A 23293-nucleotide genomic window follows, 5' to 3' on the forward strand; every position below is an offset into this window, starting at 1 on the left:
GCAAACATGAAAAAGGGAGGCCGGAGCCTCCCTTTCTCTACACACAATCAATTTTCAACGGCTCATCGCCTCATCACACGGGCAGGCTGGCCAGAACACCCTTCTGACGGATCAGCTCCCGATCACGCACAATCTCCTGCTTAATCTCTGGAGTCAGAAGATCACGCCAGCTGTCGAAAGCAGGCAGACCGATGGAAGCCTCAAAATCATCAGAAGCAGCAATGTTCAACTGTTCTGCCGTCAGGAACGGCTCCTGAAGCGCAATTTTCTCGCCTTTTTCATTCCTGCCCCGCAGCAGCTCCAGCAGGAGGGCCATGCAGTACACGATACGGGTCCGCTCCCGGCCACCCTCCAGCACGGCACGCACTGTTTCCGTCCAGAACACCTGCGCCTTGGATGTTGCATCCGAGGCAATACGGGCTACCTGGTCTGCCATGGCAGCGTTGGAGAAGCGGGTCAGAAGTGTCGCCTTATATTTATGCAGGTCCACACCCGGCGGAGCCTTCAGTGTGGGGATCACATCCTTTTCCAGAACAGAATCCACAAACTTATGCACACGTGGTTCACCCAGAACCTGGTCCACAAGTTCCAGATTCAGCAACATGCCCGCAGCACTGAGAATGAGATGGCTGGAATTGAGCATACGGATCTTGGCATGTTCATAGGCACTGACCTGATCGGTAAACTCCACCCCGACCTTATCAAAGGCGGGACGACCTGCCGCAAATTTATCCTCAATCACCCACTGGATGAAATCCTCGGACAGAAGCGGCTGGAGATCTTCCAATCCGCTGCGCTCATTCAGCTTGGATTTACCCTCATCAGAGACAGACGGCGTGATGCGGTCCACCATCGCATTGGGGAAGGTCACGTTCTGATCGATCCACTCGGCAAGGTCCGCATCCACAGCCCGGGCATACCCGACAAACGCCTTGCGGGACACATCGCCATTATGCCGCAGATTGTCGCAGGACATGACAGTCAGACCACCGTGACCCGCCTCACGGCGGCGGCGCAGCCCTTCCACCACGAAACCGAAGATGGTGCTGGGCTTTTTCGGGTTGGCAAGGTCCTCCTGCACGGCAGGCAGAGACGTACGGAACTCCCCTGTTGTCTCGTCAATATTGTAGCCGCCTTCCGTGATGGTCATGGAGACGATCTTCGTGGCCTTGTCCGCCAGAAGGGCGAGAACCGTCTCCGGCTCATCAGGCGCCTGAAGATAATCCCTCAAACATCCCATGACACGGATCTCCGCCTTGCCATCAGCGGCAATCTCCGTCAGAGAGTACAGCCCCTCCTGTGCCCGAAACTCTTCGGCCTTCCTGTCGGAGTTCCCACCGGAGCGCAGCCCGACACCTGTGATGCCCCAATGCTGCTGGTCCGGCAGGGCCAGAACACGGTCCACATAGTATCCCAGATGGGCTCGGAAGAAATTGCCCACCCCGAAATGCACAATGCCTGACGTCACCTTGCGGACGTCATAAGCAGGACCAGCCACCTTCTGCGGCAGGGATTTCAGGCTGTCATATGTCAGCATAACAGGTCTCCAGCAGGATCATGAACAAAACGGGCGGGAGCGTGGCTCCGGCCTCCAGCAGGCAAGGATGTCTCAGCCCTTGCGATGCTCTTCCTGTGCAGCGATGATTTTCTTGAGCAGCGGCACGAACTCATCAAGATGGGCAATACGCAGCAGGCCCGGCCAGGACGGGGCAGGCTTGTCAAGGTCACGCAGCAGCACGCAGGCCATACCGGCACGGCGGGCAGCCTCGACCCCGGCATCCGAATCTTCCAGCACCAGGCAATGCGCCGGATCAACCCCTTCCTGCTTCGCCCCGTGCAGGTAGATATCCGGGCGAGGCTTGGGCATGTTCAGGTCACGGCCGGAATGGATGCGCTCTTCCTTCAGAATCTTGTCCAACCCTGTGCTGGAAAATTTGGCCTCCATCTCTGCCTCGGAAGAGTTGGAGCCAACACGGATCGGCAGGCGAATCTCGTTGACGACATCACGCAGCATCTTCGTGGCACCGGGCACTTCCTTCGCCTTCTTCCGCATCATCTCCACAATGCGGTCCTGCATGATCATGTCCCAGTTGTCCGGGAGCTTGTCACCTGTCTTCTCGGCGATCATCTCACCAATCTTGGCCAGCTCACCACCACCGAAGAGCTTGTTGCCTTCTTCATCGCTGATGTCCCAGCCATGGCTGCGGGCATCTTCGGACATGAGCGCTGTGGAGAGATGCTCCCCCCCTACCAGCACGCCGTCACAGTCAAAAAGGATCATATCAAGGCGCCCCGTGGGCAGCACCGCAGCAGGGGCCTGATCGGGGATCGGAAAATTCGTGTGCTTGCTCATGAATACTCCTTGTTTGCCTGACCTGATTCGGTCTCCGAAAAATTCGATGTCTGTTCTGTTTCCTCAAGGGTAACAGGCAGGAAAAAGATCGCAACATCTTGAAAAGATATTAATGCCCCTTATAGCCTTGCATACAAAGGTGCATCTCCCTTACACGGCAGCAGGGGGACACCCGCTGCCCCCTCTTCCCCATAGCAAGGTTCTCCCCGATGCTTCACCAACTCTTTCCGAATCTGGCTCTCAACATCTGGATGTTCCTGAAGCTGGTCACCGGCTTCGCCATCATCATTGCTTATCTCAACATCTCTGGCCGCAGCCAGGTCTCCCAGATGAACGCCATCGACCTCGTCGGCAACTTCATCCTCGGCGGACTCGTTGGCGGCGTCCTTTATACGACCAACATATCCTTCCATGAATATGTCATCGCCCTGCTCATCGGGGTTGGTATCCTACTCACCCTGACACGCTTCTGCAGAAAAATCAACATGTTCAGAAACGTGACCATCGGCAGGCAGATTCCGATCATCAAGGATGGCCGCTTCCTCATGGAGAACATCCGTGACAAGAACAACAAGATCGACATGCTCAACATTGCCTCCCAGCTCAACATCCAGGGTATTTATTCCTTTGATGATGTTTACTTTGCCCAGATCGAGCCGAGCGGCGCCATTACTGCCATCACGGACAAGAAAAAACTCCCTGCACTGATCGTCTATTATGACGGGGTTGTCCGTGCTGATGACCTTGAAGATGTTGGCCTCTCCGAAGAAGCCCTTATGGAAGACATGAAAAAGCGGAACATCGAAAAACTGGAGGACATCTTCCTGGCAGAGATCAAGGATGGCCAGTTCCGTTACGTGCTCATGGATGGTAACGTCATCCCGCACACACGGCATGATGACCGGGATGGTGCACCAAAAAAGGCTCCTCACAGCCCCGGTGCGGCAGCGGCCCTGGCCAACGGCCTGACAAGCCCGCAGAAGGGCGGCTGATCAAAACAGCCAGTCCCAGAAATTTTCCCACCAGCCGCCCTTGAGCCTGTCCCGACAGGCATCATACTGCTGCTGATACTGCCGGGCACGGTGGCCCACCTTGCGGGCCACCGTCACCAGCCAGCCCTTGCTGGCGTAAGTCCGGCGACGATACCCCGTCCATCCCTCATGATAAGCCAGATACTGCCTCGTGGCGTCCGTGACGGGGATGCCATCCACCTTCCGGCTGTTGGTGATATACCAGTTCATGAAATTGAGAGCATCGGCATAATCTGTCCGGCTGCCACCGGCGCCAGTCTGCCGCTGGTAATCACGCCATATCTCGTTCTTGGCCTGGGCATAGCCGTAAGCCGTACTGATATGCCCCCACGGGATGATCCAGAGTATGTAGGTCCGTCTGGTCCGTGCATTGGCCCGGAAACTTGATTCCTGATTCATGATGGCCATGGGAACGGAAGCAGGAATGTGCCATTTGGCCTCCTGCCGCATGGCTGTGTGATACCAGCTGCGTTTTTCCTGAAAAATGTCGCAGATATTATTGGGATGCTGCGGGGGCGTTGCCGCACACCCAGCCAACAGGCCTCCCGCCGCAACCAGCACGGCACCAGCCTGCACCCGCCACCTTACGGCACGCCTGCTCCCCGTTCCGCCCATGTCCCACCCGTTCCCTGCCTGCTGCCTGGCCTGTCCTGCACGACCCGATGGCACCCACCGGACCGTGCCTCATGAAAGGACAGGGTCAGAACGGAATCTCGTCATCCAGTGCCTGATCACCCTGCCCGGAAGAACTGTCCCAGCCAGCACCGCCACCGAAGTTGCCACCCTGCTGACCACGACCACCGGCACCGCCACGGCCCGCCGGAGCGGACCCGCCACCAGCCCAGTTGCTGCCGCCATCACCATAACCACCGTCATAACCATCATCACCATAGCCGCCGCCGTCACCACCGCCACGCTGGCTGTCCAGCAGGACAAGATTGCCACGGAAGCGATCGATCACAACCTCGGTCGTGTATTTCTCCACGCCCTGCTGGTCCGTCCACTTGCGGGTACGCAGCTCGCCTTCGATATAAACCTTGCGACCCTTGCGCAGATAACGTTCCGCCACATCACCGACACGCTCGTTGAAAATGACGACACGGTGCCATTCCGTACGGTCACGCCGCTCTCCTGTATTGCGGTCGTTCCACGTATCGCTGGTAGCGATAGCCAGATTGACGATCTTGCTGCCGGACTGGGTGTTCCGGACCTCCGGGTCACGCCCAAGATTTCCCACCAGAATGACCTTGTTTACGCTACCTGCCATGCGTTTTTTCCACTTCTCTCAAGAACTTTTCATTGCCACGGTTCGATTCTGGCACCGTGTACCCATATTGCCTATATTGCACAGATGGACCGCCCGTGCATCCATACCTGCCACAAAGGCCGTAATGAGGACATAGCGTGACAGACACAGCCCGCCCTGCCAGCACAAGCCACATCATCGTCCGTGGTGCCCGTACGCACAACCTGCGGAACGTCAACGTCACCATCCCCCGGGACAGGCTGACCGTGCTGACGGGCCTTTCCGGCTCCGGCAAGTCCTCCCTCGCCTTCGACACCATCTATGCCGAAGGGCAACGTCGCTATGTGGAGAGCCTCTCCGCCTATGCCCGCCAGTTTCTGGAACTGATGGGCAAGCCGGATGTTGATTCCATCGAGGGCCTCTCCCCGGCCATTTCCATTGAGCAGAAAACAACCTCCCGCAATCCACGCTCGACGGTCGGCACGATCACCGAAATTCACGACTACATGCGCCTGCTCTGGGCACGGGCGGGTGTTCCCTACTCCCCGGCTACCGGCCTGCCCATCGAGGCCCAGAGCATCAGCCAGATGGTGGACCGTGTGATGGCCATGCCCGCCGGCACACGGCTCATGCTGCTGGCCCCGGTCGTGCGGGACCGCAAGGGCGACTGTGCGAAGGAACTGGCCGAGCTGACCCGCCGTGGCTTCGCCCGTGTACGCATTGATGGCACGCTCTACGAGATCGGCGATGCCCCGAAGCTGAACCGCAAGACACGCCACAACGTGGATGTCGTGGTGGACCGTGTGGTGCTGAAGGACGGTGTGGAAACCCGGCTGGCCGACAGTTTTGAAACCGCCCTGGACCTCTCGGACGGCCTGGCCTCTGTCGAGGAAGTCCTCCGCAGCGGGGAAGACCGTGAGCCGCTGAAGGCTTCCTTCTCCTCACGCTATTCCTGCCCGGAATCCGGATTCATGCTGGAAAGTGTGGAACCCCGCCTCTTCTCCTTCAACGCCCCGATGGGAGCCTGCCCGACCTGTGACGGGCTGGGTACGGAAACGCATTTCGACCCCAACCTCATCATCCCCGATGACAGCCTGACCCTGCGGGAAGGCGCCATTGCCCCGTGGCGGAATGAGCAGGACCCGCTCTTTGACCAGACCCTCGCCGCCCTGGCCCGCCATTGCGATGAGACGCTGGACACCCCATGGAACAGGCTGAAGGACAGTTCACGCCAGTTCCTCCTGCATGGCGGGCCGGAAGCCGTCAGCATCCCCTATCAGGATGGCAAGGGGAAGACACACACCATCCACCGGCCTTTCGAAGGCATCATCAGCCATCTGCAACGCCGTCTGGCGCAGAGCAGCAGCGTCCATGTCCGGGAGGCCCTGGGCCGGTACCAGTCCGCCATGCCCTGCCCGGCCTGTCACGGTGCCCGCCTGCGGCCGGAAGCCCTCTGCGTGAAGGTCAATGACAGCAACATTGCCGAGGCCTCGGATCTGACCATCAGCGAGGCCCTTGCCTGGTTCAGCACCGTGGAGGCCAGCCTGACACCCCAGCGGGCCGAGATCGCCCGGCGCATCCTCAAGGAAATCACCGAGCGGCTGCATTTCCTCGACCGTGTGGGGCTGGACTATCTCACCCTCTCCCGCAGTTCCGGCACGCTCTCCGGCGGGGAGAGCCAGCGCATCCGGCTGGCTTCGCAGATCGGCTCCGGCCTGACGGGCGTCCTCTACGTGCTGGATGAGCCCTCCATCGGGCTGCACCAGCGGGACAATGCCCGCCTGCTCACCATGCTGGAGCGGCTGAGGAATCTCGGCAATACCGTCCTTGTCGTGGAACATGACGAGGATGCCATCCGGCAGGCGGACTACCTCATCGACATGGGGCCGGGAGCCGGAACACAGGGCGGGCACGTCATCGCCTGCGGCACGCCGGAAGAGGTCGCCCAGAATCCCGACAGTCTGACGGGCGCATGGCTGGCTGGCCGCCGGGGCATCCCCGTCCCCGCCACCCGCCGCAAGAGCAGACGCTGGGTGAGCATCCACGGGGCAAAGGGAAACAACCTCAAGAATGTCAGCGTGAAGTTCCCACTCGGCACCTTCATCGCCGTGACGGGAGTTTCCGGCAGCGGCAAGTCCACACTCATCACCGACACCTTCTACAAGGGGCTGGCCCGGCAGATCATGAAGTCCGCTGCCGTCCCCCTCCCTTACGGGCGGCTGGAAGGCACCGAGCAGCTCGACAAGATCATCGAGATCGACCAGTCCCCCATCGGGCGGACGCCACGCTCCAACCCCGCCACCTATACGGACCTCTTCGCCCCCATCCGGGACTGGTTCGCCGAACTGCCGGAGGCCAAGGCACGGGGCTACAAGCCGGGACGTTTCTCCTTCAACGTCAAGGGAGGGCGCTGCGAGGCCTGCCAGGGTGACGGCGTGCTGAAGATCGAGATGCACTTCCTGCCGGATGTGTTCGTCACCTGCGATACCTGCAAAGGGGCCCGCTACAACCGGGAAACGCTGGAGATCAAGTTCAAGGGCAAATCCATTGCCGACGTTCTGGCCATGACAGTGGACGAGGCCGTGCCGTTCTTCAGTGCCGTGCCCCGCATTGCGGACCGTCTCTCCATCCTCCAGCAGGTAGGGCTGGGCTATGTAGCCCTCGGCCAGCAGGCCACCACCCTCTCCGGTGGTGAGGCCCAGCGTGTGAAGCTCGCCAAGGAACTTGCCCGCCGTGCCACGGGCCGGACCCTCTACGTGCTGGATGAACCCACCACCGGCCTGCATACCGAAGACGTCCACAAGCTGCTGAATGTCCTTCATGCCCTTGTGGAACAGGGCAATACGGTGCTGGTCATCGAGCACAACCTTGATCTCATCAAGACGGCGGACTGGGTGATCGATATCGGGCCGGAAGGCGGTGCAGGCGGTGGGCAGGTTGTCGCCACCGGCACGCCAGAAGACATTGCCGCCTGCAAGAAAAGCCATACCGGGCAGTTCCTCGCCCCCATGCTGGCCGCCGGGAAAACAGGCCCGGCACCAGCCACGCCGCAGCAGGGTACCGGCAGGGAAGGTGGCAGAAAAAAGAAATCCTGATATAGGATGTCGCCATGACGCCTTTTCTTGCCTGGCTCTTCCTGTTCGGGGCCATCCTGCTGGAGGTTCTGGCAACCAGCCTGCTCAACATCTCCAACGGGTTCCGCAGGCCCCTGCCCACCATCGGCTCGCTCCTGCTCTATGGAGCGGCCTTCTTCTGTCTGGCACAGGCCCTCAAATGCGTCCCTCTTGGCATCGCCTATGCCGTCTGGTGCGGGGTGGGGATCGTCTGCATCGTCCTCATCGGCGTGACCATCTTCCGTCAGCCCCTGTCCCTGACGGCCTATCTGGGCGTGGGGCTGATCATGCTGGGCACGCTGCTGGCCTGTCTCTCCGGTGGAGTCCGGCACTGACCCATGAAGGCTCTCTCCACCCACGGCCTGATGACCTCTGCCCTGTTCCGCTGGACGCCGCTGCGCCTCCTCATGGTACTGGTCATGCTGCTGGGATTCGGGGCACAGACCCTTCTCACGGCCGCCAGCCTGCCCGATGAAAGCCCCCGGGCCGCCATCCTGCGGCTGACAGGCATCGACATCGCCCCCCGGCCAGAAGCCATCCCTGCCGCCATCATGCCGGGCATGGATCATGCCACCATGGGGCAGGGTGTGGAGCCACAGGCGCACTGCCATCCCCACAGCCCGACAGCACCATCAGCTCCCCTGCTGATGGACCATCATCATTCTGGCGGGCACCACCATCACGGGCCGGACTGTCCCCTCTGCCCCCTGCTGGACCATGTCCTGCTCGCACTGACCGTCCTTGCCGTCCTGCTGAGCTGCACCCGGCTGGCCCGCCAGATATGGCAGGCGGTTCCTCCCGCACAGGCACCGCCAGAACCGACCCGCCAGCGGCCACCGGGCCGTGGGCCACCCGTCACCATCCTGAGCCACGCATCCGCCTGACCGGCCCGGCCTGAAGAAGGCTGCGTGTCGGCCTTTCCGCATGTTTTCTTCAGAATGGATGACTCTTGTCTATTTTTCCCCGTTGCACGGGTGGACGTATCGTGCGTCCGGCCCTGACCACCCTGTTTCTGGGAGGTGTGATCCTGCCAGCCGGACAGGCCACCGCCCAGACCCTGCCAGCCTCCGGCTCCTCCCTCCCCGGCCCTGGGGCCACGACCAGCCCCCCGGACAGGCCGCAGATGTCGCCCATCCGGCAGGTCCCCACCTCCCTGAAGCCCGGCCAGGCCCCAGCCTCCTCCAGCAACCGACCGGCTGAAGAGATCAGCGTCACAGCCATCCGGCGCCCCTTCACGCAGGCAGCCGACACGGCGGCCCTGTTCCGGGACGTACCGGGTTACAGCAGCTACAGAACAGGTGGCATCGCCAGCCTGCCCGTTCTCAACGGCATGGCGGATGACCGGGTCGCCACATTCGTGGACGGAATGCCCCTGATGGCGGACTGCCCCAACCACATGAATCCTGCCCTCTCGCAGATCAGCCTAGATGAAGTGTCCCACAGCGTGGCCATTGCCGGGATCACGCCTGTCAGCCTCGGCGGAGACAGCACGGGGGGCACCATCTCCGTGGAACGGAAAGACCCGCAGTTCGCCCGGGAAGGCAACATCCTCGTGACAGGCGATGGAAGAGAAGACTGGCGCAGCAATGGCGGCGGCTCCGGTGCCGGTGGTTCCATCACGGTTGCCAATGACATGCTCAGCCTGCGCTACAGCGGCTCCTACACCCATGCCAGCGATTACACCGCCGGAGGGCGTGGCGGACGGGTTCTCTCCAGCAGCTATCTCAGCTTCAATCATGATGTGACGGCGGGCCTGAAACTGAAGAACCATCTCTTCAGCCTGACATTCGGACAGCAGGACACGCCCTACGAGGGTTTCCCCAACCAGTACATGGACGAGACCAACAACCGCTCCACCTTCGTGAACGGCAAATATGTGGGCACCTTCGGCTGGGGGACGCTGGAGGCCCGGGGCTACTGGCAGCGTGTGACCCATGCCATGAACATGCTGGCCGACAAGGGCGGCCACAGCGCCACGACCGGCATGCCCATGAACAGCGATGGCCGGACAGCAGGCTACAGTCTGGTCGCCACCATGCCGCTTGGGCGACGCCATCAGCTCAAGATCGGCAGTGCCTTCAGTCATGATGGCCTCAATGACTGGTGGCCGCCCGTCATGGGCAGCATGATGATGGGGCCGGGCACGTTCCACAGCCTGAACGGTGCCCATCGGGACCATCTTGGCCATTTCATCCAGTGGAATGCCCAATGGACGCCCCGCCTCTCCACCGAACTCGGCATGCGCAGCGACGTCATCATGATGAATACCGGCCCGGTCTCTCCCTATCAGGGCCTCTCCTCCATGAATGACATGGGCATGGGAGGAATGTCTGGCATGAACATGATGAGCATGGGCCACATGTCGGATATGGGCATGTCCGGCATGGGCATGTCCGGCATGAACATGGGCAGCACCAATCAGGCGGCCGCACGTGCCTTCAACAGTGCCCGCCGGGGCCGCACGGATGACAATTTCGATGTCACAGCCTTGGTGCGCTACAAGGCCAGTGCCTATCTGAACATTGAGGGCGGCTATGCCCGCAAGACACGCTCCCCCAACCTGTATGAACGCTATGGCTGGAGCCGGGACAGCATGACGGCCCGGATGATCAACTGGTTTGGTGATGGCAACGGCTATGTCGGCAACCTGAACCTGAAACCTGAAGTCGCCAACACCACCAGCGTGACATTCCGCTTCCACGATGCGGATGACCACCAGTGGGAGGCCATGATCCAGCCTTTCTACACCTACACGCACAATTACATGAACGTCGTGCGCATCGGTGCCCTGTCACGGGGTTTCAACCTGCTCCAGTTCGCCAACCACAATGCCCAGAGCTACGGCATCAACGCCTCTGGCCGGACGACCCTGTGGGACAATACACACTGGGGCACGGGGGAACTCTCCGCCACTCTGAACTGGGTGCGGGGGCAGGACTTCAAGACCCATTCGGGACTGTACCAGCAGATGCCGCTTAACGGGACCATCCGCCTGCATGAGCATTTCGGCCCGTGGCACGGCATGGCGGAAGTCGTGCTTGTCAAAGCCAAACATACGGTGGACTGGGTCCGCAACGAGCCCCGGACACCCGGCTATGCGCTGTTCAATCTCGGAGCCGGGTATCACTGGTCCCGCTATCTTCAGCTGGATGTGAGCCTCGACAACCTGCTGAACCAGCGTTACGCCCTGCCGCTGGGGGGCCGGGCCGTCAGCACGGCGGGCAGCCCTCCCGGGGCTGTTCTGGGCATGGGCCGGTCCGTCAACCTGACCCTGCGGGAACATTTCTGAACAAGATGGAGGCGTCACCCCATTTCGGGGGACGCCTTTTCCACGGCAGACCGGGGCTGAAAAGCCGGTCAGCCCTGCGCCTCATCCCCCAGATGGGCCTGTCCCCGTTCTGCCGCCAGCTGCGCCTGACGCTGGCGTTCACGATAACGCTGCCGCTGGACATCCGTTCTCTGCCCGTAACAATGCGGGCAGCTCACGCCTTCCTCATACTGGGGCGACTCCTTGTCTTCCGCACTGATGGGCGCACGGCAGGCATGGCAGAGGTCATACCTGCCCAGTTTCAGCCCATGCCCGACCGACACACGCTGGTCGAACACGAAACATTCGCCATCCCACAGGCTTTCTTCCTCTGGAATCTCTTCCAGATATTTCAGGATGCCGCCTTTCAGATGGTACACATCCTCCACCCCTTCCTGCCGGGCAAAGGCGGTAGATTTTTCGCACCGTATGCCCCCCGTGCAGAACATGGCGATCTTCGGTGTGCGGCCCTGTGCCTCCACCTCTTTCCGCCAGTTGCGGAACCACTCCGGGAAGGCACGGAATGTCTTCAGGTTCGGGTCCACGGCACCCCGGAAGGTGCCGATGGCCACCTCATAGTCGTTGCGTGTGTCCATCACGACCGTATCAGGGTCAGAGATCAAGGCATTCCAGTCCTTCGGCTCGACATAACGGCCAACGCAGACATGGGGGTCAATGTCCGGCTGCCCCATCGTGACGATCTCTTTCTTCAGCCGCACTTTCATCCGCAGGAAGGGCATCGTCTTCGCCCGGGACTTCTTGTAATCGAACCCGGCACAGCCCGGCAGGCTGTCGATGTAGGCCAATACGGCATCGATGCCTGCATCAGGCCCGGCGATCGTGCCATTGATGCCCTCACGGGCCAGCAGCAGGCTGCCTTTCACGCCCTCCTTCTGGCACAGCTCCAGAAGGGGCTGGCGCAGGGACTTGTGATCCTCAAACGCCGTGAAATGATAGAGGGCGGCCACGCAGACCGGCAGGGATGTATCTGTCATCAGTCAACCATTCTCGCAAAGAAGGAACCTGACCGCCCTTCTAGCAGGCTGACCAGCAGATGGCACCCTCCGGCAGACAGGAGATGCTGCCGGCCCGCCACTGGAAGGCTCAAAGCTCCCAGTACACCTCATGCCTGTGCTCGTAATGCAGATTTCCCTTCACCATGGCGATCCGTTCTGCATCATCAGGCCAGGGTTCCCCGGCGGCCACAGCCGGTGGCACATAGCCATGATCCCTGCACAGCTTCTTGATGACGGACAGTACATACGATGTGCTGATGTTGCGTGTACATTCAAACGCCTTGTCCGTCCCTTTGTGCCGGGGGCAGAACAGATGATCATCATGCTGGAAGGGCGTCCGGATATCGTGCCAGCAACTGTTGCAGCCATGGTTGCTGAACACCCGGTACGGCGTATGGAACTCGTTGATCGGGTCCGTAAAACCACTGATCATGATGACAGGCGTACCGGTAGCCCAGGCCAGCCATGACAGGCCGGAGGACAGACCGACAAAAAACTCGGCATGTTTCAGCCAGCGGGCCCGTTCTGCCAGCGGGCGCTCCCCTGTTTCATCCTCCACGCCATTGGGTATGTGGTTCCAGGTAATATTGTGCCCGACCACCGGGTCCTTGTCGATACAGATGACCCGATACCCCATCCTCTTCAGATACTGGACCGTATCCAGCCACCCGAATGGATTCTGCCACATCTTGCAGGCACAGGAAGCCTGCACGGCCACCACGACATAAGGCTCCTCGATCGGGCGGGTATCAGCCTTCTCGATGACCACCTTCGGGCGAATCTCTGTTGGATCCACGCCAAGAATCCACCCCGCTGTCCTGTGCAGGCCAACGGCACGGAAGTCCCGCGGCTGCCAGGCCTGTTCCACATCATGAAAGAACAGCCCGATGTAATAGGTGGCGTAGAATTCGTCCTTCACATCCGCAAATTCCTCTTCCTTCAGGAAGCGGACATGCGGATAGGCCGGCCCCATGAGGTCGATGATCACCTCACTGGTCACGATGGTCATTTCACAGTCATGATCACGCCCGAACCGGTCGGCATAAGGGACCCAGCCCAGCGGATCCCCCAGAGTGCCTGTCGGCATGAGGACAGCGACCTTCTTGCCCCGTGCATCATATTCGTGCGTCCAGACAAGCGTTTCACCATCGAACAGTTCGATCAGCACGTTCATGAAATACTTTTTGCGGGAAGAAACATATTCCCCACCAACCTTGCCGTCATACAGGCAGGTATCCGTATCCATGTCCCAGAAACGCAGCCGCCACTGCTCACCCTCCGGCACTTTCACCCGGACGCCGAAGTTGAAATCATACCGAAGGCCGTGGTCACCTCCCTGCGTCGGCTCCATGGCAGGCGCAGGAAAAGGCAGATGGGGCAGCCTCTCGATGCCATCGTCCTTTTCCTTCAACGATCCCGCATCACCTGCCCCGGATAGGACAGATGGCAGCTCCGCAGCGGAAAGAGAGGAGACAACAGACTGTTGTTCCCCCTGCTCCTCCAGGCCAGAACCTGCCGTCTCCTCCGTAAAGGGCAGACGTGATGCCGAGGAAGGGGCCTTGAGAGCGACGATATCCTGAAGAACACGTTCCGTTTTCTTTTCAGTCATTCTGACAGCTCTCCAAAACCCGGAATCCGCTCAATGGCCTTTTTGACCTGCGTAAAGGAAATCCCGCGTGAACACTCAAACATCCTCTCCGTGCCTTTATGATGAGGACAGAAGAAAGGATCCTCCGCTTGCAGGTCAATGTTCACATCATTGGCACAACCATTGCAGACATGCCTGTTGATGACACGGTATGGCGTATAAAACTCGTTATATGGCTCTGTATAACCACTGATCATGACCACCCGGGCTCCGGCTGCCCAGGCCAGCCATGACAGACCGGAGGATGTCCCCACAAAAAACTCGGCATGTTTCAGCCAGCGGGCCCGTTCTGTCAGCGGGCGGGGACCTGTTTCGTCCTGAGCACCATGAGGAATGGTCCGCACCGCCGTGACAGGGCCTGCCACACGGTCTTTGTCAATGCAGACCACCTTGTATCCCTTCTCCTTGAGAAAGCGGATCAGATCATACCAGCCACGGGGATTATTCCAGTATTTGCTCAGACCCGAGGCCTGCGCCCCGATGCAGACATAGGGCTCCTCCATCGGGCGCCCGCCCGGATCCACCACAATACGTGGTTTCCTGTCCTGCGGTGGCAGTCCCAGAATGTAAGCCCCCATATGGGAAAGACCCGTCTGCCGATAATCGTTGGGCTGACAGGTGAATTCCCTGTCCCCGAAGAAAACCAGAACCCTATACCGTGCGTAATATTGCCTGTCGCCCACGTCCTCTTCATCAATGAAGCGGATATGGGGATAAGCATCCTCAAAAAGGGAAATCAGAGCCCCGTTCACAAGAAAGCTTGCCCGGCAGCCATGCTCCTCCACAAAGGCGGCGGCCTGTCCTACCCAGGCAATATGGTCTCCCAGCCCGCCCAGCTGCATCACGATGAGCACTTCACGGTCCTTCAGGTCGCAGACATGGGTAAAGACCTCGCTGCCATCCTTGCAGACGGTGATCTCGAACCGGACATAGTAACGCTTGAGGCTCTGCACCATGCCGGACCCGTTGATCTCCTGAAAGAACAGGACAGTATCCGTATCCACATCACGCAGGCTAACCGTCCAGCGGGCCCCCTCCGGCACCCAGACACGACAGCCATCCATGAAATCATACCGGATGCCCTCGGGGCCAACCTGTGTCAGAACGACCCTGTCATTATCACTCATGGCCACACACTCGCATACATGCCTTTCCTTCTCCCCCGGGCGCCTCTCCACCCGTCACCATCATAACCAATCACAGCGGCATCTTTCCCCAGGCCAGAATCTCGACCCTCTCCAGTGCCTCCTGACCAAAAAGCTGCTCTGCCACGATGGGCAGGCGCCCCGCTGCAAAAGCCCCGGCTGTAGCCGCAAGACGTATCTTGCCACTTGGCGTGCGAAACACGCCGCCCTGCCGCACCAGAACACAGCGCAGCTGCCGGACCGGGCAGACCCGCCCTATGGCCTGGGCCATGTCGGCCAGAAGCCTCTCGTACCCTGCCACCTGCCTTGCCTGTGCCAGGGACAGCTCCCCCATGACGCACAACACGCCCTCATGCCGGAAAACCGCCACACTCCGGCTGGTAAAGACAGGACAGGCCTGCCGGACAGCCTGTGCCAGATCATCCGGGTCATAGCGGTGGTCACCAATAGGGAGGCTGTTCTCCATGCGACCTGTCACGAACAGATGCCCCTTCACGAGAAAGCCTGAATCCCGGCTGCGGAACCAGATGCGACCATCCGCCCCCGTGACGAAACGTTCCCTGTTTTCCTGCTCCCGGTTCAGATACCCCGGTGTCACGCAGGGGCCACTCAGCCATAGCTCGCCCACCTGACCATCCGGCAGGCTGTCTCCCGTCTCCGGGTCCACGACAAGAACGGCGTGTTCCTCAATCACACGGCCACAATCTGCGAGAACACGCTCGTCATGCTCATCACGGGGCGGGCCGACCCGCCCTTCTGCCAGCCCGGCACGGGAAAACGTGGCAAAAGACACGCCCTCACCGTCCCGGCTGTCACCGGTGATCATGAGGGTTGTCTCAGCCATGCCATAACCCGGCCGCAGAATGGACGGCTTCACCCCGAGCGGCCCATACCGGCTGAAGAACCGCTCCACCGTTCCCCGTTCGATCATCTCCGCACCGATGACGGACTGTGTCCAGCAGGAAAGGTCCAGCCCTTCCAAGGCGGAATCCGGGACATGCCGGGCCAGAAGCTCATAGGCAAAGTTGGGACCGATGGAGAAATTGAGACGGTACCGGTCAATCGCCTGCACCCAGCGCTCCGGACGGGTGATGAAATGCTCCGGTTTCATCAGCCACGTCGTGCCTCCCATCGCCACACCGAACATGAGACTTACCAATCCCATATCGTGCGACAGAGGCAGCCAGACCAGCCCACGCCGACTGAGCCAGAAGTCACTGCGGATGGCCAGAAGGTGCAGGTTCGTCCCCAGATTGCGGTGCGTGACCTTCACACCACGAGGCCGCCCTATGGAGCCGGACGTATATTGCACAAGCGCCGTATCATCCAGGCCTGCCGCATGGCGGCGCTGGAGCGGCTCGGCACTTTCAGCTCCTTCAACGGGAATCCACTTCACCTTGCGGGCACGGCCTGCCGCCTGCCGCCGAAACCCCATCAGGGTCTCCCGTGGCCCCAGAACGGCGACCGCACCGGAATCCTCCAGAATGTCAAACAGGCGGTCCACACTGCCCACCATGCTGGGATACACACCCAGCACAGGCACGGTATTGGCATAAACACAGCCAAAAAACCCCGCCACAACTGCCGCCTCATTCTCAAAACAGAGCAGGACCAGCCCCCGCTCCGGCACGAAACGGCTCACCAGTCCCGCCACCCGGCATGCCCACTCATGCGCCTGCCGGAATGTCAGGGACGCAGCAACCTCCAGCGTCTGGTCCAGTGCAACGCACTGAAGCTCATCAGGCCGCTCCTCCGCCCGGAAGCTCAGCATCTCATCCAGTCTGCTTTCGTACCTGTCCAGTATGCTGAACCCATTGTCGTAATACTCGACCACATAACCGGACTGGCGGACAATATGGCATGTCCAGGGGATCATGCTTCCCCTCCGACGGCCTGTGCCCCTTCCAGAGCAACCGTGCCCCCCTGCTGGGCCATCACTACCGCCTGACGCAGCAGGCTGCGGGCCATTTCGAGAATGGTTTCGTTACGGGCCAGCAGCACGAGGGACACATCCACCCCAAACTCCGACCGGATGGCTGTCTGAAGTTCCACGCCGGCGAGGGAGTCAATCCCCAGCTCGGAAAGGCGGGCACTGTCCTCGATCGTCTCCGGCTCAACCTGCAACACGGAGCCAAGCTGCTGTTTCAGACGGAACAGGACATAATCCAGACGCTCATTTTCCGGCATGCTCATCAGCAGCTGGACCGAGCCCGACATGCCTCCCTTGAGGCTTTCCTGCTGCAACAGCGTAAAGCGTGCCGAAGTTTTCAGCCAGGCCAGCGCCCCGAACACCTGCGCCCAGTTGAGGTCCACCAGAGACACGTCACTGCGGTCCACGCCATAGAGCACCGGCAGATACGCCAGAGAGTCCGCCGCCATCATGGTTCTGATGCCAGCGACATCAAACATGCGACCGGCAGCATCACTCTCGGTCAACATCCCCACATCCCCAATGGCTCCCCAGCCCACCGCCATGGCGGGCAACCCCTGCTGGCGCCGGTTTTCAGCCAGGGCATTGAGGTAGCTGTTGGCCGCCATGTAGCTGCTCTGCCCCAGATTGCCGATCTCTGCCGTAAAGGAGGAGTACAGCACGAAATGATCCAGCTCCAGCCCACGGGTGGCATCATCCAGCGCCTGGGCCCCCAATACCTTGGGTGCCATGACATGGGCGACATTCGCCGCATCCATCCTGCTGAGAAGCTGGTCATCCACCACACCGGCGGCATGGAAGACACCCCGCAGCGGCACATCATCCCGGGCCAGCTTCTTGACCAGACGACGCACAGCCTCCTGATCCGTCACATCCAGACGATGGGTCACCACCGCACTGCCAACACTTTCGGCCAGCTTCTTCAGCATTGCGATGGCCTGTTTACGCTCCGGGTCTTTCGGCAGGGACCGCCCTGCCAGATGCAGCACCCCTGCCCCCTGGGACAGAAGATATTCTGCTGTCTTGAGGCCAAATCCGCCCATGCCACCAGTGATCAGATACGCCCCCCTGCGGCTGAATCCCGGCTGAACCCGCGGCAGCGGGCGGGCCTTGAGGCCGCTCATGTCCTCATAGGAGAGCATGATCTTGCCTATGTGCCGGGATGACATGAGATAGCGGAAGGCCTCGGACGCTTCTGCGGCCGGGAAGATGCGTGTCTGCGGGAAGGAGAATTTCCCCTGACGGGCCAGCAGCAGGATTTCGTCCATGACGCCATACAGTTTCCTGTGCGGCATCATCCGATCCATGTCGAAGGAGAAATAGGCCAGATTTTCATTGAAAGGCATCAGCTCCAACACCCGATGCTCCACGATGTCCCGCTTGCCGATCTCCAGAAAACGCCCCATCGGCGCCACGAGCCGCAGGCTGTGGATCATCGCCTCACCGGGCAGGGAATTCAGCACCACGTCGACACCCCGGCCATTGGTGGCCTCACGGATGCCATCCACGAATTCCAGCGTCCGGGAGTCCCAGACACCCGCACAGCCCTGCTGACGCAGATAATCCCGCTTCTCCTGGCTGCCTGCCGTGCTATAGATCACCGCCTTTTTCAGCTGGGCAATCTGGATGGCGGCCTGCCCCACGCCACCAGCCCCGGCATGGATGAGAACACTCTCCCCTTCCTGGAGCTGGGCCAGGTGGACCAGCGTATAATAGGCTGTCACGAACACCAGCGGCAGACCGGCAATCTGCTCCAGCGAGAACGGCAGGGCCTCTTCCGACAGGGGCAGGGCACAATAGGCCAGTTCACTGGCCTTCACGATGCGGCGGGATGCAAAACTGTCGGGATAGACAAGTGCGAGCATGTCGCCCGGCTTCATGTCCTCAACCCCATCTCCAACCGCCTCGACCTCAACCACACATTCCAGCCCGAGAGCATCGCCGCTGAAGGTCCCTTCCGTCACGCTCTCTGGCAGGAGAGACATGGCTTTCAGCACATCCTTGAAGTTGAGGCTGGCCATGCGGGTACGGAGCCTGACTTCGCCCGGACCCGGCTCCGGCACGGCAAAAGCCTGCCATGTGACACCATCCAGTGTCCCAGACCGGCTGGCCTCGAGGCGGACACCGACGGTACCATCATCCTGTCCCCCCATGATCTGCTCCAGCAGAACAGGCTGGGGATCGGGCTCCAGTGGCGGAGATACCAGCCGCTGGACCATGCGTTCCACCATCTCCCCGGCTGGAGCCGCCCCATGGCCAGCCCCGCCATCAGCCTGACGCAGCCAGACCGTATCCTCCGATGTGTCCTCAAGAACGAGTTCGGCCGCAATATCCTCCAGAAAGGCCTCTGTGCCCTCGGCAGGAACATCAACACACCGTACGGCGAGGTCCAGAACACGCTCAGCAGCAGCACCACGAAACAGACCATGGAAGGCCCGCTGGAGCGCCTGCGCCTGCCCATCCCTGCCATAAGCGCCACGGGTCACGATGATGACCGGCAGGCGCCGCTTGCGTGCCCGTGTCGGCACACGCTGGAACAGCGCCACGCAGGCGGCCATATCATCAAGGCACTGCTGGTAATCATCCCCGCCATGCGGGAACAGCACCAACGCCCGCTGTCTGGCGAGGAACGGTTCCTGATCCAGCTGCTCCGCCAGATCAGCCCCATCCAGACGGGAACTGACGGTCAGCTCGGCACCATTATCCTCCAGCAGGTCTGCCAATCCGGCTACCAGCCCATCACCTTCACCCAGCAGAGTGATGGCCAGCGGTTCGCTCAGCAACACCTGTCGCTCCGCACTCATCCAGTTTGGCGCATAGACCAGCCGTGCCGCAGATGACGCCTCATGCCCGCCACGGGCCACACGGCGACAGCACAGGCCCATCACCTCGCAGAGCAGCTCACCCTCCGGTGTGAAAAGCCGCAGATCGGCCACGATCTTGCGGCAGGTCCGCAGGGTTGGCGTCACCATCACATGGGCCCGGGAGACCTTCTGCCCCATATAGCTGATACGCTCGATGGACGCCGGAACGTACACGTCCTTCTGCTCCTCAAACGGGAAAGCCCCGATGAGAGCATGCATGGCACCATCCAGCAGTGCCGGGTGCAGATGATACTCCTCCAGCGTGGCGGCCTGCCCATCCTCAAGGGCAATCTCCGCCACGGAATACCCTTCACCACGATACAGGTGCCGCAGGGTCTGGAAGGTTGGTCCATAATCCAGCCCCATGGCGGCAAAAGCCTCGTAAACCTCTTTCCCTTCAAAATGGGCCGTTCCCGCACACAGGGCTGCGAAATCAAAATTCCTGTTCTTTTCCGATGCTGCACCCCATGGAGCCGCCTGAAGGATGGTGGCCTGCCCATGTGTCTGCCAGTCCCCATTCCAGGCCACGGTCTCGCTGTCAAAAACGAGACGGCGGGTCGCCATGTCAAACCGCCACATGACAACCGGCGCCTGCCCCTCCTGCACGACCAGCGGTGTGCTGATCGTGATGTCCTCGATCACGGCCGGAGCTTTGGCCTCCAGCTGGGCATGAGCCGCAAGAGCAGCCTCGACATAAGCAGCCGCCGGGAAGAGCGCCATACCGTGGACCTTGTGGTCCATCAGCCATTCCATGGAGGCCACGCCGATATCAGCCCTCCAGGCACGGCTTTCCAGCAGACTGGGCGCGCCGAGAACGGGGTGGACCTGCGTATCCAGGCGGTCACGGCGGGAGGCCTCGGTCTCCAGCCACATTTTTCCCCCTTCTTCCCACCGGTAGAAGGGCAGCTCCATCCGCTCCGGCCGCAGGACATGTCGCCAGTCCGGCTCTGCCCCGCTGAGTGTCAGGCGGACAAGGGCCCGCAACAGCCCTTCTGCATCATCCTGCATGCGCCGCAATGTCGGAATGACAGCCACCTCGTGACGTCCCTCCCCAGCACAGCCTGTCACGGATGCCCCCAGCACCGGGTGGGCCGCAAGCTCAAGGAAAATGACGTGACCATCATGCAGCAGAGCCCGTATGGCCTCATGGAACAGGACCGGCTCCCGGGCATTGGCGTACCAGTAGGCACCATCATGCAGCGCCCCATCGTCCCACAACCTGCCCGTAACGGTGGAATAGAGCGGAATCGCTGGAGCACCGGGCTGGAGATGGGCCAGTGAGGACAACATCTCTGCCTCGATCGCAGCCATGTCAGGACTGTGATAGGGCACATCCACCTTCAGGAACCGGGCAAGCACGCCTTCCCTCTGGCAGTCTGCCTCCAGCACGGCAAGGTCATCACGGAGGCCAGCCACCGTGCAGGACTCACTGCTATTAATGGCAGCCACAGAGAGCCTGCCACCGAAGGCCTCCAGCCGTTCTTCCAGCAGGCTGCGGCCCATGCCGACAGCCAGCATGGTGCCCCGGCCTGCCAACGTCGCCTGAAGGCGGCTGCGGTGATAAATGACTGTCACGGCGTCTTCCAGCGTCAGTGCCCCACTGACATGCGCCGCTGCCACCTCTCCCACGCTATGGCCGACAATGGCGCCCGGCGTTACGCCATGCCGGGCAAAGAAAGCTGCCAGACATATCTGCACAAGGAAAATGGCAGGCTGGGCAACTTCCGTCTCCTGAATACGGGATTTCTGTTCCGGCTTCAGCAGTTCAGCCCGCAGGGACCACCCTGCCATCTTCATGAACAGTTCATCACAGCGCCGGGCCAGCGCACGGACCTCCGGCGGCCCCTTGCGCAGGAGATAGCGGCCCATCCCCCACCATTGCGGCCCCATACCAGAAAAAAGGAAAACCGGCTTTACAGCCTCATCCACAACAGCCTTGCCCGTGAACAGGGCCGGATGGGTCCGCCCTTCGGCCAAAGCCTGCAAGGCCTCACGGGCCTGGGGGATCTCATCCTCTCCCCGGGCCGGGAGGATCACCGCCCGCTGCCGGAACCGTGCCCTGTACCGGGCTGCCGAGAAGCAGAGAGCCTCCCACAGGCCATGCCCGGCCTGCCCACCTTCCAGCCGTTCGGCATACGCTTTGGCCATATAGCCCAGCGAGGGCTCCGCAAACGTACTGAGCAGCAGCGGCACACGCTGCATGAAACCCGCCGGACGAACGCCTTTCAGCCGATGATCCCGCACGGCCCGACGCTGGGCCACCTTCCGCTCCGCCTCGGTCGGGCGGCGCAGCAGGGCCACGGCATTCGTCCCGCCATAACCGAAGGAATTGACAACCGCATACAGCTTTTCCCGCTCAGGCAGAGCCGTGGCCTCTCCCTGCGCCACCTGTACGCGATACTCCTCGAACGGAATGGCAGGGTTCAGCTCCTTCAGGTTCGCCTGTCCGGGCACCATGCCATGTTCCAGACACAGCATGGTCTTGAGAACAGCCACAGCACCAGCTGCCGCTTCCATATGCCCCAGATTGGCCTTTACCGAGCCAACGAGAATGCTGCTTCCCTCCGGCTGGTACTGCCCGATGGCCCGTGCAATGGCCTTGGCCTCGATCGGATCGCCAACAGGCGTCCCCGTGCCATGTGCCTCGACATAGGCCACATCCCGCGCTGCCACATTCGCCCGACGCAGCACATCCCGGATCAACGCTTCCTGCGCCCCGGCATCCGGCATGGTCAGAACCGGAGTCCGGCCATCCTGGTTCACACCGGAGCTGCACACGACACCCCGTATGTCATCCCCATCCCGCATGGCATCCTTCAGGCGCTTGAGCATGAGGACCACGCAGCCCTCACCACGCCCATAGCCATCCGCATCTGCCGCAAAAGATTTTGACAGGCCATCCTTGGCCAGAAAATGGCCCTTGGTCATGAGCATGGCCGTCTGCGGGATCACCATGAAGTTCACGCCACCTGCCAGAGCCACGTCACACTCACCAAGACGCAGACTGTTGCAGGCCTGATGCATGGCCACCAGCGAGGATGAACAGGCTGTATCCATGGCAATGGCTGGCCCCTGCAACCCGAACACATGGGCAAGACGGGCCGCATACATGGTCATGCAGGAAGACACCGCCGCAAACTGGTCACGAATCTGCGACTGCATGAAAGGGCTGCCACACTGGACGAGCTGGTCCTGTGTGAAGCTGCCCATGAAAACACCCGTCCTGCTGCCCTCGAGCGTACGGGGAATCACACCGGCATTCTCCATGGCACGCCAGCTCACATCGAGCAGAACACGCTGCTGGATGTCCATCACCATCCCCTCACGGGGAGAAATGCCAAAAAACAGGGGCTCGAACTGATGGTCTTCCGGCCTTACGAAATGACCATACTGCATGGTCGTCTTGCCCGGGGTCTGGTCAACCGGGTCATAGAACCGTCTGCGCCCCCAGCGGTCATCAGGAACAGGCACGCAGCCATCCCGACGCTCCAGCAGAAACTGCCAGAGGGCATCCCTGTCCCCCAGCCCGGCTGGCAGAATACAGCCAACACCAATGATGGCGATTTCATCGGAAGTGTATGTCTGGCTCATGAATGATCTGTTTCCTGTTCCCGGTTGGTCCAGCAGCTATCCTGCATCA

General features: G+C 60.9%; 14 protein-coding genes. 5 read left to right on the top strand and 9 right to left on the bottom strand.

Features of this window, described 5'->3' with window-relative positions; translation table 11 throughout:
- Positions 1 to 73: 73 nt before the first annotated feature.
- Both J8Z04_RS00365 and J8Z04_RS00370 read right to left on the bottom strand, forming a co-directional pair.
- Positions 74 to 1537: a mannitol dehydrogenase family protein gene (locus J8Z04_RS00365; protein WP_192848717.1), complete on the bottom strand. Its 1464-nt coding sequence runs from the start codon at positions 1535 to 1537 to the stop codon at positions 74 to 76.
- Between the two features lie 72 nt (positions 1538 to 1609).
- Positions 1610 to 2281 (bottom strand): HAD family hydrolase, encoded by a 672-nt coding sequence (locus J8Z04_RS00370; RefSeq protein ID WP_052348991.1) that lies wholly within the window; start codon positions 2279 to 2281, stop codon positions 1610 to 1612.
- Between the two features lie 281 nt (positions 2282 to 2562).
- Between J8Z04_RS00370 and J8Z04_RS00375 the strand changes: the two genes are divergently transcribed.
- Positions 2563 to 3345 (top strand): DUF421 domain-containing protein, encoded by a 783-nt coding sequence (locus J8Z04_RS00375; RefSeq protein WP_081562378.1) that lies wholly within the window; start codon positions 2563 to 2565, stop codon positions 3343 to 3345.
- Here J8Z04_RS00375 and J8Z04_RS00380 read toward each other — a convergent pair whose 3' ends face one another.
- Together J8Z04_RS00380 and ssb are read right to left on the bottom strand one after the other, a co-directional pair.
- The gene (locus J8Z04_RS00380; RefSeq protein WP_219811875.1) at positions 3346 to 3999 is read right to left on the bottom strand and encodes a transglycosylase SLT domain-containing protein; all 654 of its coding nucleotides are present in this window, start codon (positions 3997 to 3999) and stop codon (positions 3346 to 3348) included.
- A gap of 85 nt (positions 4000 to 4084) precedes the next feature.
- The gene (ssb, locus tag J8Z04_RS00385; protein WP_043558983.1) at positions 4085 to 4651 is read right to left on the bottom strand and encodes a single-stranded DNA-binding protein; all 567 of its coding nucleotides are present in this window, start codon (positions 4649 to 4651) and stop codon (positions 4085 to 4087) included.
- A 137-nt stretch (positions 4652 to 4788) separates the two neighbouring features.
- On the opposite strand from ssb, the gene uvrA reads away from it, so the two are divergent.
- From uvrA to J8Z04_RS00405, 4 genes are all read left to right on the top strand, one after another.
- Positions 4789 to 7725: an excinuclease ABC subunit UvrA gene (uvrA, locus tag J8Z04_RS00390; protein ID WP_192848716.1), complete on the top strand. Its 2937-nt coding sequence runs from the start codon at positions 4789 to 4791 to the stop codon at positions 7723 to 7725.
- Between the two features lie 14 nt (positions 7726 to 7739).
- Positions 7740 to 8078, top strand: a complete 339-nt coding sequence (locus J8Z04_RS00395; protein ID WP_043558985.1) for a DMT family transporter — start codon at positions 7740 to 7742, stop codon at positions 8076 to 8078.
- Positions 8079 to 8081: 3 nt separating this feature from the next.
- Complete coding sequence (locus J8Z04_RS00400; protein ID WP_232086417.1) at positions 8082 to 8627, top strand: DUF2946 family protein; 546 nt, start codon at positions 8082 to 8084, stop codon at positions 8625 to 8627.
- A 239-nt stretch (positions 8628 to 8866) separates the two neighbouring features.
- Positions 8867 to 11032, top strand: coding sequence for a TonB-dependent receptor (locus J8Z04_RS00405; protein ID WP_192848754.1), 2166 nt, complete (start codon positions 8867 to 8869; stop codon positions 11030 to 11032).
- Positions 11033 to 11100: 68 nt separating this feature from the next.
- Here J8Z04_RS00405 and trhO read toward each other — a convergent pair whose 3' ends face one another.
- The 5 genes from trhO to J8Z04_RS00430 form a co-directional block, all read right to left on the bottom strand.
- On the bottom strand, positions 11101 to 12045 hold the full coding sequence (trhO, locus tag J8Z04_RS00410; RefSeq protein WP_192848715.1) for an oxygen-dependent tRNA uridine(34) hydroxylase TrhO: 945 nt from the start codon (positions 12043 to 12045) through the stop codon (positions 11101 to 11103).
- A gap of 109 nt (positions 12046 to 12154) precedes the next feature.
- The gene (locus tag J8Z04_RS00415) at positions 12155 to 13675 is read right to left on the bottom strand and encodes an autotransporter strand-loop-strand O-heptosyltransferase (RefSeq protein WP_192848714.1); all 1521 of its coding nucleotides are present in this window, start codon (positions 13673 to 13675) and stop codon (positions 12155 to 12157) included.
- The gene (locus J8Z04_RS00420; RefSeq protein ID WP_043558991.1) at positions 13672 to 14841 is read right to left on the bottom strand and encodes an autotransporter strand-loop-strand O-heptosyltransferase; all 1170 of its coding nucleotides are present in this window, start codon (positions 14839 to 14841) and stop codon (positions 13672 to 13674) included. The genes J8Z04_RS00415 and J8Z04_RS00420 overlap by 4 nt, the downstream gene beginning before the upstream one ends.
- Before the next feature lie 70 nt (positions 14842 to 14911).
- A complete protein-coding gene (locus J8Z04_RS00425) occupies positions 14912 to 16735 on the bottom strand; it encodes an AMP-binding protein (RefSeq protein ID WP_192848713.1) in 1824 nt (607 codons plus the stop codon).
- Positions 16732 to 23244, bottom strand: coding sequence for a type I polyketide synthase (locus tag J8Z04_RS00430; protein ID WP_192848712.1), 6513 nt, complete (start codon positions 23242 to 23244; stop codon positions 16732 to 16734). Before J8Z04_RS00430 ends, J8Z04_RS00425 begins: the two co-directional genes overlap by 4 nt.
- Between the last annotated feature and the right edge of the window lie 49 nt (positions 23245 to 23293).

Origin of the sequence: Bombella apis (genome assembly GCF_018221685.1) — a bacterium.
In the GTDB taxonomy this organism is placed as follows: domain Bacteria; phylum Pseudomonadota; class Alphaproteobacteria; order Acetobacterales; family Acetobacteraceae; genus Bombella; species Bombella apis.